The sequence below is a fragment of the Paenibacillus antri genome (genome assembly GCF_005765165.1).
GTDB classification, from domain to species: Bacteria; Bacillota; Bacilli; order Paenibacillales; family YIM-B00363; genus Paenibacillus_AE; species Paenibacillus_AE antri.
In genome coordinates this window covers 364945-380897 of sequence record NZ_VCIW01000003.1, presented here as the reverse complement: position 1 = coordinate 380897, position 15953 = coordinate 364945, and the positions used below count along the sequence as shown (strand labels likewise).

Here is a 15953-nt window from a genome sequence, read left to right as displayed (position 1 = left end):
TCCTCTTATGCATTCTATTCGAGCTGTCGCAGCTCCGCTAGCAGATCCTCGAACCAACGTCTTGCGAATCGATGCGCCTCGATGCCGTAATCCAACGTCTTCCGTTGGTAGGCGAACGTATCCGAATGCGCATCGGGCGCTTGGATTTGTTGTAAGCGCTTGTCCATACGTTGGAGATCGGTTTGGACGGATTTTATTTTATCAATGATTTCTTGAATAATGAACCTTCTTTTCTCCGCGCCGTCGATCAAGCCCAGGAAAAATACTTTCGTGAGCGCGGCGGATTCCAATCGGCTCGTCGGGAGCTCCGCTTCCATCCACTCCATGAACGCCTTCGTTCCCGCTTCCGTAATAAAATACACCTTTTTGTTGCGGCCGTTGTCCACTTGTTCATGGAACCCGATGTGCCCTTGGTTCAGCGATTTTTTCAACGTCGTTTGCAAGCTGCCGTAGCTGGCGCTGTAAAACAACGCGATCCCTTGCTGAAATGCCTTATTCAATTCATAAAGCGTCTGACTTTTCAAGATCAACAACCCTAGCACGACATATTCCATCGGTCGATCTCCTTAAAGCGGTTGACAGCTGACTTGTCTAACTCATACTATTGGATATATACCTAATAGTAATATATCTTGAACACAAATTCAATCGACATCCACGGAGGCGATAGGTATGCCCTATTGGGAAGCAGCGTTATTCCTTCTCGTCGCGGTCGGATTGATCGGATTCGCGCTGTACCGCCTTTCTACGAGACCTCTAAGTAAGGCGGAAGCGAAAACGCATCTCGACGCGTATTTTTTCCGCGCGCTGCGAAGCGGGCGAGATCAAAGCGGCTTACAGGTTCACGTAGAGAGCGAGAGCTTCGCCTATCGCTTCTCCGAAGGCAGCCTCTCCGCGCTGAACGGCGCGCCGATCGATCTCGACCAGCCGTTCCATGCGGCCAGCATCGGGAAAGTATTCACCGCCGCGCTCGTAATGAAGCTGGCCGAGCAGGGAGCGCTCTCCATCGACGATCCTGTCGCGAATTATTTGTCCCCTTCCGAGCTGAGCGGTCTCTTCGTGTATCAAGGCAAGGATTACGCGAATCAAGCGACCGTCAAGCAGCTGCTCGGACACACCTCGGGCGTCGCCGATTACTTCGAGGGTCCCGTCCATCGCTCCCCGTCTTTCCTGGAACGTATCGTTCGCTGCCCCGATGAATTCTGGACGCCGGAACGATTGGTCGACTTCACGAGACGACATCAACGATGCGTCGGCATTCCGGGCACGGTCTTTCATTACTCGGATACCGGTTACGTCTTGCTGGGCCGAATCGTGGAACGCGTTACCGGCATCACCTTCGGCGAATGTCTCGATCAACGAATGTTCTCCCCCTTGCATATGGACGATTCCTACTTGATGTTCTACGGCGAACCGAAACGCGGAATCAGACCGATCCAAGACATCCGGCTGAACGGCGTCGAGATGAGCCGGTATCGCAGCATGAGCTGCGACTGGGCCGGCGGCGGCGTGATTACGACGACCGGAGACCTTATGACTTTCTTAAAAGCGCTTAGGAAGGGAGGCTTCCTCCGTCCGGAATCGCTTCGCGTCATGGACGACTTCGCGAACCGATTCCGAACCGGGATCCGTTACGGGTACGGCATGATGGAGATTCGTTTCGAGGAGTTCTTCTTCCTGCTGAGAAACCTCCCGCGGTTGAGGGGGCATATCGGGATAACTGCCGCGCACATGTTCGACAGCCCCGATTCCGACATCCGGATCGTCATGAATTTCGGCTCCGCGACGGCGATGACGAAAAGCTTTAGAGCGCTGATCGAAATATTGAACACGTTGAAAAGAATAAAGGAATAGAAAAGCATCGGACGTTTATCGGATCGGTCGGGGATGCCAGCCGATGACCGTCTCCAGCATCGTCGTTAATTTCCGCGCGCGGTCGAGGTCCTTCTTTCTTCTCGCGGTCTCGAAAAGCTCCCGGACCCGCTCGGTATATCGAGCCCGAAGCCGCTCCGTCTGCTCCTCCGTCAACGCATAAAGCAATGGCTCTACCTCCTCGTAGGAGAAGTAGTCGTCCGGGTTCTCCAGGAAGGTGAATGAAGATCGCTGATACCATGCCCTGGCGAAAGCCTTCAAAGCGTTCGTCACGTCGTCGCTCCCCGACATGGAAGCGAGCCGCCGTTCCGATAGCAAGCTGCGGTAATCCGCGGGCGTTCCTTCCGGGAACGTATTCGGCAGCTCGTAAAATCGGAGCGCCCCATCCAGCATCTCGACATACGGCTCCGGCCCGGCGGAGCGTTCGGCGAAGCGAATCGCGACCGCGGCATGCGCGATCGTTCGGAGCATCCGGAGCGCGTCCTGCGCTTCCTCCCGGCTCGGAGTCCCCTTGAAGAACACCCCTTGGTTGCCTGCCCGAATGTCCGCTCGATCGACGGCGTCGTGCAGCGCGTCCGCCATTCGTTCCTTGTCGTATGGAGCCCATTGGTCGATACGGTCCGTCAGAGCGGCATCGATGCCGAATTCCCTTCGAAGGATCGGCTCTAGACGAATCCCGCCGGGCCCGATCGCCTGCATGAACATATCGTGCAACAGCGGCTCCAACGATTTCGCCCGCTTTACGTTCTTCACCGCTTCGTCCGGCACGCGATAGACTGCGCTTCGCTCCTTACGCTCCAACTCCTCGACGAACATCTTCAGTTCCATCAATAACGTTTCGCTCATCGGTCGTTCCCCCTTTGTTCTGTTCCTTATCATTCCAACTTTTCGTCGGAAAATGAAAAGCCGGCTTCGCGGGAAGCCGGCCTCTCAGGCGTATACATCGTCGTTCTTTTCGTAACGGGAATCCGAATTTCGCTTCGGAACGCCGGCGTGTTCATACGTGCATCATATAGGATACTCCCCGACTGTATATTACAGCGATGATTTACTGCCCCGCTCGCCTTGCGCCTCTCGCGAACGTTAATAGAACGACGATGGCGACCGCGGAGACGATCCCGCTAACGAGGAAGGCGGCGGCGAAGCCGTTCGCGAACGATACGAGGAACATGCCTGCCATCGTCGGTCCCAAGGTGGACCCCAAGGAGCGGAACAAACTTAAGTACCCGATCGCCGACCCGGTTTCGTTCGGTTCGACCGCTTGCAGCATCAAGACGTTGAGCGGAGCGCCGATGACGATGCCGACGCCGAAGCCGAGCAAGACGAGCACGCTCAAGAATTCCGGCAACCCTTCGACCAAGAACGCCAAGGAAAGCGCTCCCGCCGCGACGAGCGCGAAACCCGCGACGAGCGTTCGCTTCGCGCCGATCTTGTCGACGAGGATGCCGCCGACGAGCGAAGCGACCATCGACGCGATCGCCAGCGGCGTTACGCTGATACCGGAGTCGCCTCTCGGGATCCCTAGGACTCTCTCCGCGAAGTAGGGAAGCATGTTCGTCGCCGTCGCCATGACGTAACCCGAGAAGAGCGAGCCAATCAACAAGACGACGATAGAGCCGTTGGTAACATACCGTACGTTCAGGATCGGATCCGGCTGCCTCTTCTCGATCCGGAGAAAGATCGGAACGATAACGAGACCCGCGGCGATAAACTTCCAGTCGGCGGCGGACACGCCGTACATGATCGCGAAGACGACGACGGTCAACAGTCCGATCCCTGCGAAATCGATCGGCTTGCGGACGGTTTCCTGCCGCGTTCGGTATGTAGAAATAAGCAACAGAATGATAATAGAAATCGGAACGTTCACCAGGAAAATCCACTGCCACGGCAAGTTGGCGATGATCAACCCGCCGACGACGGGACCGAGGATCGTACCGACTCCGAAGCTTACCCCGATCAACCCCAACATTCTGCCCCGCTTCTCGGGCGGGTACGATGCAGCGATCTGAGCCCCTGTAATCGGGAAGATGCCGCCCGTCCCGATCGCTTGCACCGCGCGGCCGAGCAAGAAAACAGAGAACGTCGGGGCGAACGCGCACAGTAACGAACCGATGCCGAACAAGGCTATGCCCGCAGCGAAGACAGGCTTGCGTCCGAATCGGTCGGACAGCTTCCCGCAAATCGGGATGCTGACCGCGAACAACAACGTGTATACCGTAAAGCTCCAGACCCCCCAGCCGCTTCGAAGCCCGTATTCCGCCATGATCGAACTCAGGGCTGGACCTACGATGCCGTGGTCCAACGCCCCCATGAAAATCCCAAGTAAAAAAACAAAGGTGACCGCCGGCGTGGACAAGCCCTTGGCCGAGTTTACTACGACGTTCGTTTGCGCCGTCATGATGTTTTCCCCTTTTTCCGTATACGTTAAAATTTAGTTTTTTACATACTTCGTAAAATACTGGATGTGACTTCGAACTCGATCCTCGAGCTCGTCCGTCTCCTTCCCGTCGAACGTAAGCAGCAAGTATTCCGTCATCATCGAGAAGATCGGATATTGATACTCGATCGCCAAAACTTTGGGACTGTACTCGTCATTCATTTTCCGTTGCTCCTGCAGCAAGGCGAAGGCCGCCTCCAAGAAGTCGATCGTCCCTTTATAGATATACGTCAGAATAATGTCCCGCGCGCGCGGATCGCGGTACTGCTCGATATTCAATATTCTCCATATTTTGACCAAGAGCGGATTTTCGATCGTCCGCTTGTAAATTTCGAACCCCTGCTTCAAGAACGTTTCCAAGTCCGTATGCTCCAAGATCGCCTTCAGCTGCGCTTCGTCGGGCAGTCCGTTCCCTTCGCTCATGCTCGTGAACAGTCGGTAAATCGAGTCGAGAATATCGTCCTTCGTCTTGAAGTGATTGTACATCGCGCTTTCTTTAATGCCGACCTGCTTCGTAATCTCTCGTACGGACACCGCGGAATACCCGTTCAGCGAAAACAAGTCTATGGCGGCTTCCAGGATCCGTCGCTTCGTGTTGCCGGATTCCTTCGCAGGGAATAGTTGATCCAATCCAAGCACCCTTTCTTATATGGAATACAAAAGTACAGTAACCGCAAGCTGAAGGTCCATGACGCCGTGAGCCGCAGCGATCGGAAGCAGCCGATTGGTGCGGTGAAAGATGAAACCGAGCGCGACCGCCAGCGGAATGAACGCCGCGAAGCGCCAGAGCATATAAGGAACGTCCGCGACGATCGGCAAGGCCACATGCTGGAAGGCGAGCGCCAGCCCTGCCAGCAGCGCCGCCGACCACAGCTTGCCGGTCGCTTCCCGCAGCCGGGGCAACGCATATCCGATATACGTAGGCGTCTCTACGAGCGCGTTCGTAAGCGGGAATGCGATGACTGCGACGATGGCGGCCCACAGCGGCAACGGCTGGAACATCAGATCCGGAGGAACGACGCTCCCTAATATCAAGTAGGAGAACAGATACAGCGGCAGCCCGCCCAAGACGAATCCGACGACGAGTAAGCCGGCGAATTGTTTGCCGTCTTTCGCAAGAAGACTCCTTCTCATTCCGAACAGCGCCCGGTAGCTTCCTCCCTCGTTCCGGACGAGAGCTCGAAGGACGAAGAACGTTGCGACGTTCGCCAGAATCGCTTGGAACGGCCACCACTTCTCCGCGGCTCGGAGCGGATGCTCCGCCCCGGCGGCCGCGAACGCTCCGGCAATGGCCAGTCCGAAAATGAGAAAAAACGACGTCCGCATGATTAAAGATATCATAAGGGGCCATCGGGTTGCAGCGGCGCTCCCGACTTTCGGTTTGGTTCGATACGCGACAGTGTTCATGAAATGATTCTCCTTTGGGATTCGATGGAATGAATCTCATTATAAATGAACGTTCGTTAACTTGTAAATAGTGAACGTTCGTTCATATTGAAAAAATAATGAAACTCTCTTCAACCTGTCTTATACTACTCGTTAGGAAACGATAGATAGGAGCACCATGATATGAACCATAATCAAATCCAACCTCGCCGCCGCGATCTGATGGCCGATTGCGAGAACTGCTTCGGCTTATGCTGCGTCGCCCTCCCTTTCGCCGCTTCGGCGGACTTCGCCTTCGACAAAGACGCCGGGACGCCTTGTCGGCACCTCCGTTCAGACTTCCGCTGCGGTATCCATGCCGGCTTGCGGGACAACGGCCTGAAGGGCTGCACGACGTTCGATTGCTTCGGCGCCGGGCAGAAGCTGTCCCGCTCCGGCTTCCGCGGCGTCGACTGGCGGAAATCGCCGGAATCCGCGCCGCTGATGTTCGAGACGTTCCCGATCCTGCGCTCGCTCCACGAGCTGCTCTGGTATCTCTCCGAGGCGCTCGAGCTGCCGGCCGCCGAACCGATTCGAGCCGCCCTGCGCGAATCGCTGGAAGAGACCGAACGTCTCGCGTCCCTCGATCCCGAGCGAATCGCGAACGTCGACGTGGCGGCGCATCGGGCGAACGTCAACGCGCTGCTCTTGCGCACCGCCGAGCTGGTTCGCGCCGAGACGCTCGCTCGAATCCCGCCTTCCCGCCGGCGGAAGACGTACGGTCGCGGCGCAGACCTCGTCGGCGCCAACTTGCGAGGCGCCGACCTTCGCGGCGCCAATTTACGAGGCGCCTTCTTGATTGCCGCCGACCTTCGCGGCGCGGACCTGAGCGGGGCCGACTTGATCGGCGCCGACTTCCGCGACGCGGACGTGAGAGGGGCGAACCTCGCCGGCGGCCTCTTCCTCACCCAAGCTCAGCTGAACGCGGCTTTAGGGGACGCGGGCACGAAGCTGCCGCCCGCCTTCGCTCGTCCGCCGCATTGGTCGACCGGAGAATACGAATTTAAAGCGTCGCGACGCAAATGAACAGGCTGGACGCGAACGCGATGCCCGCGATCGGCGTCATGACAAGCTTCTCCTTCTTGCTCCGGGAAGCGAGGTTCCCGAGCGTGGAAAGCCCCAGGAACGCCGTAATCGCCCATACCAATATTTCCGTAGGCAGCGGGATTCCGATCTCGATCAAGTTCGTATGTACTAACATAACAGCGCCCATTGCAAGGAGCAGCGGCGCCGAAAGAAGGCTCATTCGACGCAGACGCGGCGGCAATACGCCTTCGTGCGCCCCTCCCCAGCTATAAGCGGCGAGCGGATATCCAAGAAATAACAAAAGTTGAAATCCGGCGATGCCGACCGTTATGACTACGAAGAGGCCGGCGGCGATCGGGATAAGAGCTTCGTTCATCGGCAGTATTCTCCTATCGCGTTCTCGATTTTTCTTGAATCAGAATGCTTTCGATTTGCTTCGTGTCGATCGGGTGGAACAGATGCGAGGAATGATCGACCCAGATCAGCCGTTTCCCCCGCTTCGCCTCTAGGTTGTCGGCATAACGCCGAACGAGCTCCCCGTGCACGTGAACGTCCTTTCGGCCGTGAATGAACGTAACCGGAATGTCGATCTCTCGGACGGTGTCCGCCATATCGATCGACGGCAGCGCATCGAGGAACGGCCCCGCATAGACCAGCTTGAACCCGCGGTAGAACGAATTCACGACATCCTGCAAGCCGTAATCCTTCGATCGGAACATGTCCATCGTCACGCGGACGAGTCCCGGATGCCGAATCGTCTCATCGGAATATACCAACGATTGGAAGCGGGTTTGCCACTTTCGCAGCACGCCCCACTGCTCCAAGCCTTCCAGATAGGGAGGTTCGCCGACCGCTTCGAGCTCCGCGAGAGCTTTCTTGTGCTTTCGCCGCCGGGCTTCCTTCAACGCCCAGACGTAGCTAAGTTTATCGTTTTCCGACCAGCTGACGATCTGGGAAAGTCCTGTGTAAGAATGAAACTTCTCAGGATACCGCTTGGCGAGCGTCAAGCCGATCAACGTACCGAAGGAATGGCCGGCGAGGTACAGCTTCCGCTGCCCGAATCGCGCTGACAGCAAGTCGACGATGTCGTTCGCGTCGCTGACGAATTGTTCTAAAGTCATGCTCTCCGGAGCGATGCCGGCGGAATACGACTTGCCCGTCCCGCGTTGATCCCAGAACGCGACGACATAATGCTTGACAAGCTCTCTCGTATTGGTCGCGACCGTGTAATCCCTGCCTCTCGACGATACGCCCGGCAGCGGCATGGACGGTCCGCCGTGGAGGAATAACAAGATCGGGTTGTCCTTCCTTTCTCCCTGAAGGAGCAAATATTGATCGATCCCACCTACCTTCACCTTCTCTACGGCGCTGATGCCGGTCTCAGGAATCGTGAAGTCGGGTTTCTTCGCAAAAATACGCACAAATTCGCCTCCTGCTCGATCATGAAGTGACGCCGCATTGATCCGCGAAATACCGGATATGTTCGATAACCTGGGCATCGATCTCCTCCGTCGATTTCCCTTCGGACATCAGCAAGTTGTATTCCACGATGATCGGATACAGCGGGTATTGATACTCGATCGCAAGCCGCTTCGGATCTCGGGTGACCATCTTGCCTCGCTCGATCATCTTCGCGAACACGACCTCTAAGCAATCGACCGTTCGCTTCACGATGCCGTTCCTGTAAATATCCTTCGCCATCGGATGCCGAAACAGCTCGATGTACATGATCCGCCATATTTTCTGATTGATCTCGTCGTCGAGATGCCGTTTAAAGTTCTGCATGCCCCGTTCTAGAAATTCGACGAGATTCATCTTCTCCGCGATGAAGTCGAGATGCTCCATCGGCGGCAAGATCTTGTCCGCTTCCTTGCGGAAGAACGCGAAGATCGTCTCCAAAATTTCGTCTTTATTTTTGAAATGTTTATACAGCGAGCTTTCCTTAATGCCGACTTCGTTCGTAATGTCTCGAACCGATGCGCCGCTGAAGCCGCGCTTCGAGAACAGCTCGATGGCGGCCTCCAAAATTTTGATTTTCGTCGGGCTTGCGATCGGGTTCGATGCAAGATCGATATAAGTTCTTTCCATCGAGATTCGGTTCACGCTCCTTTCAGGAAGCTAACGTTCGTTACCCAAATAATAAGCTAACGATCGTTAGCCGTCAAGAGAAATAAAAAACGACCTCCACCCTCAGGGAGATCGTTCTCTGCTGATGTATTAGATTTCGATGTCGACTCCGATACTGTCAAGTCGGCCCGAATCGCGGATGAACGCCGCGACCGCTTGATGCCGCTCGTTGACGGTGTACGCCTCCAGCGCGGCGCGATCCTCGAACCGCACCATCAGAACGACCTGGTATTCCTTGCTGCGCTCCGCCATATTGAGTCCCGCGTGAATTTCCGCGACGCCCGTCAGGTCGTTCTTCAGCGCTTTGAATCGCGCGATAACCTCCTGGAGCGTCTCCGGCGTCGTCGCTTCGTCGAATTTCAACAATACTGTGCGTTGGATCACAATGAGTCCTCCTTGTTTTCAGTAAAGTTCCATTTTACAGGGCGGAGTGCGGAAGAGCAAGCGCTCGCCCTTGTCGCTATCACTTCCTTCTAGTACTATGGAACAAGTGCCGTCGTTAGAAAATTTATCGAAAACAGGTGAGCGCAAGCATGATCGCCGACCTTCTCTCTATATTGACCGAGGAACGCCTCGCGGAATGGCTGGACCGTTATCGTGCGTGGGGACCGTTGCCCGGTTTGCTCGTCCCGTTCCTCAAGTCGTTCGTCCCTCCGCTTCCGACGATCGTCATCGTCGGGTGGAACGCCGTCGCGTACGGGCTTTGGCTGGGCTTTCTCTATACGTGGATCGGCATGGTCGCCGGCTGTATGACGACGTTCCTGATCGTTCGCAAAATCGCGGAGCATCCGATCATGCTGCGGTGGAGCCGCAGACCGAAGGTCGCGAGAGCGATGCACTGGATCCGGCGGCGCGCGTTCAGTTACGTGTTTTTGCTGAGCCTTCTCCCCGCGGGACCGTTCGTCGTCGTCAATACGGCGGCCGCCTTGACGCGCATGAACGCTCGTTCGTTCGCGCTCGCCGTCTCCGGGGGCAAAGCGATTATGATCTTTACGATCTCGTACTTCGGGCACGATCCCGGCGTCTACTTCGAGCAGCCCTGGCGCCTGCTCTTCGTTCTCGCCTTGGTCGCGGCGTCTCTCGTCCTGAGCAAGCGGATCAACGCGCGCTTCGCCGACGAAGCGCCTCGGAGCGACTCCGCCACCGAACCCGCCTGACGAAACTACAAGATCGGCGACAGCAGCCGGATGCAAGATTCGCGGAACCGCTCCCCCTTGGAGCGGTTTTGATATTCTTCGAACGTCAACTCGCGGCAATACGTCATATCTTCCTCGAAGATGCTCCGCAGCCGCCCTGCGGTATCGGTATCGTACAGCACGGCGTTCACTTCGAAATTCAAGCGGAAGCTGCGAATGTCGAAGTTCGCGGTGCCGACCGAAGCGATCTCGCCGTCGACGACGATCGTCTTCGCGTGCAGAAATCCGCGGTCGTACAGGAAGCAGCGCATCCCCAATTGCAATAAATCGCCCAAGTATGAAAAGGAAGCCCAATACACCATCCGTTTGTCCGGCCTGCCCGGGATCATGATTCGAACGTCGACGCCGGACAGGACGGCCATCTTCAGCGCGGTCAGTACGCTCTCGTCCGGTATGAAATACGGCGTTTGGATATAGACGCGTTCCTTCGCCGAGTGAATCATTTTCAAATAGACGTTGCGCGTATGCTCGATCGAGAAGTTCGGACCGCTCGAGACGATCTGGACGCCGACGTCGCCCTGCAGCCCCGACGCCGGGAAATATTTCTCGTCCGCGGTAATCTTCGCGTGCGATGCCAAATTCCAATCCAACATGAATTGAATCTGCATCTGAAGCACGGCGGTGCCCACGATGCGCAGATGCGTATCGCGCCAATAGCCGAGCCGCGGATCGAGACCGAGATACTCGTCTCCGATATTAAAGCCGCCTATGTATCCGTATTTCCCGTCGATGACGACGAGCTTGCGATGGTTCCGGTAGTTCACGCGAATGTTCAAATACGGAATTTTCGAAGGGAAGAACGCCGCGGCATGCCCGCCCGCTTTCGTCAATCGTTGGAAGAAGCTTGAGGACAGCCGGTAGCTCCCGATCTGATCGTACAGAAAGCGAACCTCGACGCCGGCCTCCGCCTTCTCGATCAATGCGTCGAGAATCCGATTCCCGAGCGCGTCGTCCTTGACGATATAGTATAGGAGATGGATGCTCTCCTTCGCCTCTCGAATTTCGGCGAGCAGCGTTTCGAACTTCTCGCGTCCGTCGGTAAAGACGCGGACGTCGTTGCTTTGGGTGAAGACGGCGGAGCTGCTCTTCAGATTCATATACATCAAGTCGCGGTATCGGTTCATGACCGGATCCCGGAACGGCAGCGCGCGCTCTTTGAACTCCGAACGCTGCGCTTCGATGATGCCCGCCAGCCGCATCTCGGTTTCGCGTTCGAGCTTATACATCTTCCGCTTGCTTAAATTTTGCGCGAAGAACACATAGGCGACGAACCCGACGATCGGCAGAAACAACAGCACCATCAGCCATGCCCAGGTGGCCGCGACGTTCCGCCGCTCGAGGAAGATGACGAAGCCGGCCAACCCGATATTCAATAACGTGACCAAAATACTGATATTATCGTATGAGAACATGCGACGCCTCCCTCGATACGGCTTCTCTACATAATGTATCATGCGCGTAAGAAAAATCCACGCCCCGACGCAAAAAAGACTGCTCTCGCAAGGTAATATTATACATCATTAAATTTTTACGGCATAGTCCGAAAGTAAGGGTTCCTAAACGGAAGCACGCCTCGGGGAACCTTCCCCGAGGCGTGCGACGTCGGAATACGTCGTTACCAGAAGAAATGCTTACCGGTTGCGGCTTTCTGCAGCGCCTCGGCGAAGAAGAAGTCGCCGTAGATGAGCGACACTTGCCGTTTCTGGTGGCAGTCGACCGCCCCCTTCACGATCAGTCCCTCTTCATCTTCGCGATCCCACGCGCCGTAACGCTCGTACAGCGATTTCAAGATGCGGACGGCGCCTTCCCGGTACCTGGCCCCGGCCTGCCCCGGAAGCCACCGGCACAGCTCCAGCATGCCGCTCGCCGCGCACGCCGCCGCGGAGCTGTCCCGGATCGTCTCTTCGCCGTCCGGCTTGAAGTCGCAATACGGAACGGCGTCCTCCGGCAAGCCCGCAAGGAAAAAATCCGCGACGCGGCCTGCGGCGGCCAGATACGCCGGTTCCTTCGTGTAGCGATACGCTAACGCCAAGCCGTACAGCGCCCAAGCCTGCCCCCGGCTCCATGCCGAGTCCTCCCGATAGCCTTGCCCGGCGAGCGCTCTTTCCCGCCGGCCCGTGCGCGGATCGAAGCAGACGATGTGATGGCTGGAGCCGTCCGGCCGGATAAACTCCCGGAGCACCGTCTCCGTATGCGCTTCCGCGACGAACCGAAAGCGAGGGTCGTTCGCGACCTCGGAAGCCCAGTACAACAACGGCATATTCATTAAGCTGTCGATGATGACCCAGCCGGGCCGGTCGTCGTTCCATGCCCGCACGAAGCGGCCTTTCAAGTTGAACCGGGAAGCCAAGTAACTGGCTGCGATGAGCCCTCTTCGCTTCGACGACTCCGTCCCAAGCAGCTTGTACTGCGCCGTCGCGGACAGCGTCCACATAAAGCCGACGTCGTGATGGAGACCGTAGAATTCAGTGAGCGCGCGGTCCAGCGCAGCCTCGCACGATTGCGCGAGCGCGGACAGCGACGGATCGCCCGTCTCCATGTATGCCAGCCATAACAAGCCGGGCCAGAAGCCGTTCGTCCACCAGTCGATCGCTTCCGCATCGTACCGGCCTTCGGTCGCCTTGTGCGGGAACGACGCGCCGATGCGCCGGCTGTTCGCGGCGATCTTGGCGACCGCCCGAGCCAACGCCTCATTCGCCCATGGCGATTCGCCCGCGCTCATGCTTCTTCCCCCTCCTCCGACAACGGCAGCGGGAACAAGAGCCGGTACCGGTGGTCCCGAGGGTAGGCGCTCTCCGGCAGACTCGACCAAGCGCGCAAGTAGACGGGATCGCCGTAAGCGCGATAAGCCATGGACAGAAGCGCGGCGGCGTCCGGCAGCGACTCCTCGATCGGCTTGACGGACCGATACGGCCATGTCGACGGCTCCAGTACGTACGGGACCAGCCAATCGAGCGCGCGCTTGATGCCGCGGCCGTCGGCCGTCTCGTACCCCCACAGACCGATGCCGAGCTCGGCGGCGCGCACCGCATTGTTGCAAAACGACAGCAGTCCGAAGACGGTATAGTGGAACGGAATCGCGCGATATATTTCCTCGGGCTGGCTGCCGTCGGGCGCGATCTGCATCGCGATGCGCTCGGGCACGTTCCGTTCGAGGAACGTCCGGGCGATGCGTTCCTCGCCCGCGAAGAGCGCGTAGGTGACGATCTGGCTGCAATACCAAGAACCGTGGTTATTGAGGCAGCCGGCTTCGTCTTTCCCGTGCTGATGCTCAAGCAGCCACCGCAGGAAGGAGCGGAACCAGTCGCGCAGACCGGCCGCCCGGCGTTCGTCCCAATGGCGGCTCGTCTCGAGCAGCGGGATGACGTTGACGAGCGGGACGAGCCTGCAGCCCTCGATGACGCCGCCGAACGCGACGTAAATCCCCTCTCCGTCGACGCCCGGCACGTAGACGGCCGGGTATCGTTCCGGGCGGTCGAACCCGCCGTTCCCGGGGATGTATTGCGCGTACAGCATATGCGGATTCATCCGCGTCGCCGGATCGAGGAACCAGGCGTCGAGCAGCGCCGCGCCCTTGGCCGCGTATCGTTCGTCCCCCGTCGCCGCGTAGGCGAGCGCCAGCGTCTCCACGCCCGAAACCATGCGGCTCATCGAAGGACGGTCGTAGTCTTCCACCTCCGGATTGACGAGGCCGTCCCTCGTGACGTACGGCAACCCGTCCGGCGTGTTCGGGTTCGGCCAATTGTACACCGACAAGCTCATATAGTCGTGTTTATCGCGCGAAGGCGGCGTATGCTTCTTGTTCATCACGTGGAAGCGCGGAGCGGTCAGCCACGTCTCCGCTTCGCCGATCAGCTTCCGGACCGCTTCCCGCGTCGCCGGCCGTTCCTTGCGGCCCGCGATCGTCCGCAGCGCCTCGTCGGGCGCCCACGCCTCCCTCTTCGTATCGAGCCGTTCCCACTGTTTCTCCGTCATTTCGTCGTTCTCTCCTCTCTATTCGTCGCCTTCCGCTTGATCGAACTCATTCCTTCACGCTGCCCATCACGATGCCCGACATGAAATATTTCTGCAGGAACGGGTAGACGAGCAAAATCGGCAGCGATCCAAGGAAAATTTGCGCCGCCTTCACCGTCCGGTCGGAGACGATGCCGACGTTCGCCAAGTCTTCCGCCGTCAGCTCGCTGAAATCCTTCTGCACGATAATCGTCTGCAGGTAGCTCTGCAGCGGCAGCCGCTTCGGATCGTTAATGTAAATTAAGCCGTCGAACCATTGGTTCCAATGTCCCACGACGGCGAACAGCGTAATGGTGGCGAGCGCCGGCGTCGACACCGGAAGGACGACCCGCCACAGCGTCGACGAATGGCCGGCTCCGTCGATGAAGGAGGCTTCGAGCAATTCCTTCGGCAGCGCGCGGAAGAAGTTGAGCAGCAAAATGCAGTTGAATACGTTCACCGCGCCGGGCAGAACGAGCGCCCAGATCGTATTCATGATGCCGGTTTCCTTCACGACGATATAACTCGGAATCAAGCCGCCGTGGAAGAGCATCGTGAAGACGAACACCCACACGTACGCCGTTCGGAATCGGAAATCCTTAACCTCCTTCGACAGCGGATAGGCGATCAGCACGCACAGCCCGATGCCGATCGTTACCCCGAGCGCGACCCGTTGAATCGAGACGAGCATCGCCCGCAGGAACAGGTCGTTCTCCATGACGAAACCGTACGACTTCGTCGTGAACTCGACGGGCCACAAGCCGACCAGCCCCGCGGTCGCCGCGCTGCTCGCGCTGAACGATACGGCGAAGATGTGAACGAGCGGCGCGATGCAAAGCAGCGCCAACGCGCCGAGGAACGTATAATTAAATGCGGTAAACAGCGTTCTTGCCGCCGATTTTTGTTGAACCATGGCCGGACCGACCTCCTCCCTAGAAAATTCTGTAGTTCGCGTACCGGTACGCCAAGTAGTAGGAACCGGCGATAAAGAGGAGCGATACGACGGATTTAAACAACCCTACGGCCGTCGCGACGCCGTATTGGAATTCTACGAGACCGAGCCGGTACACGAACGTATCCAGAATGTCTCCGGATTCGTACACGATCGGGCTGTACAGGTTGAACACTTGGTCGAACCCGGCGTTCAATATTTGGCCGAGGCTCAGCGTCGCCATTAAGACGACGATCGGCACCATGCCGGGCAGCGTAATGTGCAGCGTCTGCTTCCATCGATTCGCGCCGTCGACGACCGCCGCCTCGTACAGCGCCGGGTTAATCGACGTGAGCGCCGCGAGGTATACGATCGTGCTGAAGCCGAAGTCCTTCCAGACGTCGCTCATGACCAGCACGTACGGGAACCACCGATTGTCCGCGAGGAAGAAGATCGGCTTGGCCGCGCCGAACGACGCCAAGAGATGATTGACGATCCCTTCGGACGGCGAGAGAATATCGACGAGGACGCCGCCCAGAATGACCCAAGACAAGAAATGCGGCAAATAAATGAACGTCTGCACCGTCCGCTTGTACGCCTTCCTGACGATTTCGTTCAGGAGCAACGCGACGACGATCGGGACGATTTGGCCGACGACGATTTTCATGAAGGAAATAAAGACGGTGTTCCGCAAGACGTTCGCGAAGCTCGGCAGCTTAAACACGTATTCGAAGTTATCGAGTCCCACCCACTTCGAGCCGAAGACGCCGGTCGTCGGGAAAAATTTCTGGAACGCGATGGCGATGCCCGCCATCGGGCCGTAGCTATATACCAAAATGAGGATCAAACCCGGCAGCAGCATCAGATGCAGCGGTATTTCCAGTTTCCAGCGTTTCCCCGCCACTTGTCGTCCCTCCGTTTTCCGCGGAAGCGAAAGGGAGAGCGG

The 15953-nt window shown here is 57.7% G+C and carries 17 protein-coding genes; 3 read left to right on the top strand and 14 right to left on the bottom strand.

The annotated features are described in order from the left end of the window. Positions 1–14 precede the first annotated feature (14 nt). Positions 15–554, bottom strand: a complete 540-nt coding sequence (locus tag FE782_RS07520; protein ID WP_138193443.1) for a PadR family transcriptional regulator — start codon at positions 552–554, stop codon at positions 15–17. A 118-nt stretch (positions 555–672) separates the two neighbouring features. Here FE782_RS07520 and FE782_RS07515 point away from each other — a divergent pair, with 118 nt between their 5' ends. Continuing rightward, a complete protein-coding gene (locus FE782_RS07515; RefSeq protein ID WP_138193442.1) occupies positions 673–1854 on the top strand; it encodes a serine hydrolase domain-containing protein in 1182 nt (393 codons plus the stop codon). 15 nt (positions 1855–1869) lie between these two features. Here the strand turns inward: FE782_RS07515 and FE782_RS07510 are convergent, their stop codons facing one another. The 4 genes from FE782_RS07510 to FE782_RS07495 all read right to left on the bottom strand — a co-directional run bounded on the left by FE782_RS07510 (position 1870) and on the right by FE782_RS07495 (position 5650). Next, the gene (locus tag FE782_RS07510; RefSeq protein ID WP_138193441.1) at positions 1870–2718 is read right to left on the bottom strand and encodes a hypothetical protein; all 849 of its coding nucleotides are present in this window, start codon (positions 2716–2718) and stop codon (positions 1870–1872) included. 202 nt (positions 2719–2920) lie between these two features. Continuing rightward, complete coding sequence (locus tag FE782_RS07505) at positions 2921–4270, bottom strand: MFS transporter (protein ID WP_138193440.1); 1350 nt, start codon at positions 4268–4270, stop codon at positions 2921–2923. Positions 4271–4303: 33 nt separating this feature from the next. Further along, positions 4304–4939, bottom strand: a complete 636-nt coding sequence (locus FE782_RS07500; RefSeq protein WP_158299281.1) for a TetR/AcrR family transcriptional regulator — start codon at positions 4937–4939, stop codon at positions 4304–4306. Positions 4940–4954: 15 nt separating this feature from the next. Continuing rightward, on the bottom strand, positions 4955–5650 hold the full coding sequence (locus FE782_RS07495; protein WP_158299280.1) for a CPBP family glutamic-type intramembrane protease: 696 nt from the start codon (positions 5648–5650) through the stop codon (positions 4955–4957). Between the two features lie 228 nt (positions 5651–5878). On the opposite strand from FE782_RS07495, the gene FE782_RS07490 reads away from it, so the two are divergent. Beyond that, positions 5879–6760: a pentapeptide repeat-containing protein gene (locus FE782_RS07490; protein ID WP_138193437.1), complete on the top strand. Its 882-nt coding sequence runs from the start codon at positions 5879–5881 to the stop codon at positions 6758–6760. On the opposite strand, the gene FE782_RS07485 is transcribed toward FE782_RS07490, so the two are convergent. The 4 genes from FE782_RS07485 to FE782_RS07470 form a co-directional block, all read right to left on the bottom strand. Next, positions 6738–7136 carry a hypothetical protein gene (locus FE782_RS07485; RefSeq protein WP_138193436.1) on the bottom strand — a complete coding sequence of 133 codons (399 nt, stop codon included), beginning with the start codon at positions 7134–7136 and terminating at the stop codon, positions 6738–6740. The genes FE782_RS07490 and FE782_RS07485 overlap by 23 nt on opposite strands. Positions 7137–7149: 13 nt before the next feature. Next, entirely contained in the window at positions 7150–8181 is a 1032-nt protein-coding gene (locus FE782_RS07480; protein ID WP_238392376.1) for an alpha/beta fold hydrolase, read from the bottom strand. Between the two features lie 19 nt (positions 8182–8200). Continuing rightward, on the bottom strand, positions 8201–8848 hold the full coding sequence (locus FE782_RS07475; RefSeq protein ID WP_138193435.1) for a TetR/AcrR family transcriptional regulator: 648 nt from the start codon (positions 8846–8848) through the stop codon (positions 8201–8203). Positions 8849–8977: 129 nt separating this feature from the next. Continuing rightward, positions 8978–9271 carry a Dabb family protein gene (locus FE782_RS07470; protein ID WP_138193434.1) on the bottom strand — a complete coding sequence of 98 codons (294 nt, stop codon included), beginning with the start codon at positions 9269–9271 and terminating at the stop codon, positions 8978–8980. A gap of 149 nt (positions 9272–9420) precedes the next feature. Here FE782_RS07470 and FE782_RS07465 point away from each other — a divergent pair, with 149 nt between their 5' ends. Next, positions 9421–10044 carry a TVP38/TMEM64 family protein gene (locus FE782_RS07465; RefSeq protein ID WP_138193433.1) on the top strand — a complete coding sequence of 208 codons (624 nt, stop codon included), beginning with the start codon at positions 9421–9423 and terminating at the stop codon, positions 10042–10044. 5 nt (positions 10045–10049) lie between these two features. Here FE782_RS07465 and cls read toward each other — a convergent pair whose 3' ends face one another. From cls to FE782_RS07440, 5 genes are all read right to left on the bottom strand, one after another. Further along, on the bottom strand, positions 10050–11495 hold the full coding sequence (gene cls / locus FE782_RS07460) for a cardiolipin synthase (protein ID WP_138193432.1): 1446 nt from the start codon (positions 11493–11495) through the stop codon (positions 10050–10052). 203 nt (positions 11496–11698) lie between these two features. Continuing rightward, a complete protein-coding gene (locus FE782_RS07455) occupies positions 11699–12805 on the bottom strand; it encodes a glycoside hydrolase family 88 protein (protein ID WP_138193431.1) in 1107 nt (368 codons plus the stop codon). Then, complete coding sequence (locus FE782_RS07450) at positions 12802–14058, bottom strand: alginate lyase family protein (protein WP_138193430.1); 1257 nt, start codon at positions 14056–14058, stop codon at positions 12802–12804. Before FE782_RS07450 ends, FE782_RS07455 begins: the two co-directional genes overlap by 4 nt. A 46-nt stretch (positions 14059–14104) precedes the next feature. Next, complete coding sequence (locus tag FE782_RS07445) at positions 14105–14989, bottom strand: carbohydrate ABC transporter permease (RefSeq protein WP_138193429.1); 885 nt, start codon at positions 14987–14989, stop codon at positions 14105–14107. Between the two features lie 19 nt (positions 14990–15008). Next, the gene (locus tag FE782_RS07440) at positions 15009–15869 is read right to left on the bottom strand and encodes an ABC transporter permease (protein ID WP_138193522.1); all 861 of its coding nucleotides are present in this window, start codon (positions 15867–15869) and stop codon (positions 15009–15011) included. Positions 15870–15953: the final 84 nt, after the last annotated feature.

Bases quoted from the DNA above. Each gene is read 5' to 3' on its own strand.
- FE782_RS07520 (WP_138193443.1), bottom strand. From the start codon at position 554: ATGGAATATGTCGTGCTAGGGTTGTTGATCTTGAAAAGTCAGACGCTT.
- FE782_RS07515 (WP_138193442.1), top strand. From the start codon at position 673: ATGCCCTATTGGGAAGCAGCGTTATTCCTTCTCGTCGCGGTCGGATTG.
- FE782_RS07510 (WP_138193441.1), bottom strand. From the start codon at position 2,718: ATGAGCGAAACGTTATTGATGGAACTGAAGATGTTCGTCGAGGAGTTG.
- FE782_RS07505 (WP_138193440.1), bottom strand. From the start codon at position 4,270: ATGACGGCGCAAACGAACGTCGTAGTAAACTCGGCCAAGGGCTTGTCC.
- FE782_RS07495 (WP_158299280.1), bottom strand. From the start codon at position 5,650: ATGATATCTTTAATCATGCGGACGTCGTTTTTTCTCATTTTCGGACTG.
- FE782_RS07490 (WP_138193437.1), top strand. From the start codon at position 5,879: ATGAACCATAATCAAATCCAACCTCGCCGCCGCGATCTGATGGCCGAT.
- FE782_RS07485 (WP_138193436.1), bottom strand. From the start codon at position 7,136: ATGAACGAAGCTCTTATCCCGATCGCCGCCGGCCTCTTCGTAGTCATA.
- FE782_RS07475 (WP_138193435.1), bottom strand. From the start codon at position 8,848: ATGGAAAGAACTTATATCGATCTTGCATCGAACCCGATCGCAAGCCCG.
- FE782_RS07465 (WP_138193433.1), top strand. From the start codon at position 9,421: ATGATCGCCGACCTTCTCTCTATATTGACCGAGGAACGCCTCGCGGAA.
- cls (WP_138193432.1), bottom strand. From the start codon at position 11,495: ATGTTCTCATACGATAATATCAGTATTTTGGTCACGTTATTGAATATC.
- FE782_RS07455 (WP_138193431.1), bottom strand. From the start codon at position 12,805: ATGAGCGCGGGCGAATCGCCATGGGCGAATGAGGCGTTGGCTCGGGCG.
- FE782_RS07450 (WP_138193430.1), bottom strand. From the start codon at position 14,058: ATGACGGAGAAACAGTGGGAACGGCTCGATACGAAGAGGGAGGCGTGG.
- FE782_RS07445 (WP_138193429.1), bottom strand. From the start codon at position 14,989: ATGGTTCAACAAAAATCGGCGGCAAGAACGCTGTTTACCGCATTTAAT.
- FE782_RS07440 (WP_138193522.1), bottom strand. From the start codon at position 15,869: ATGCTGCTGCCGGGTTTGATCCTCATTTTGGTATATAGCTACGGCCCG.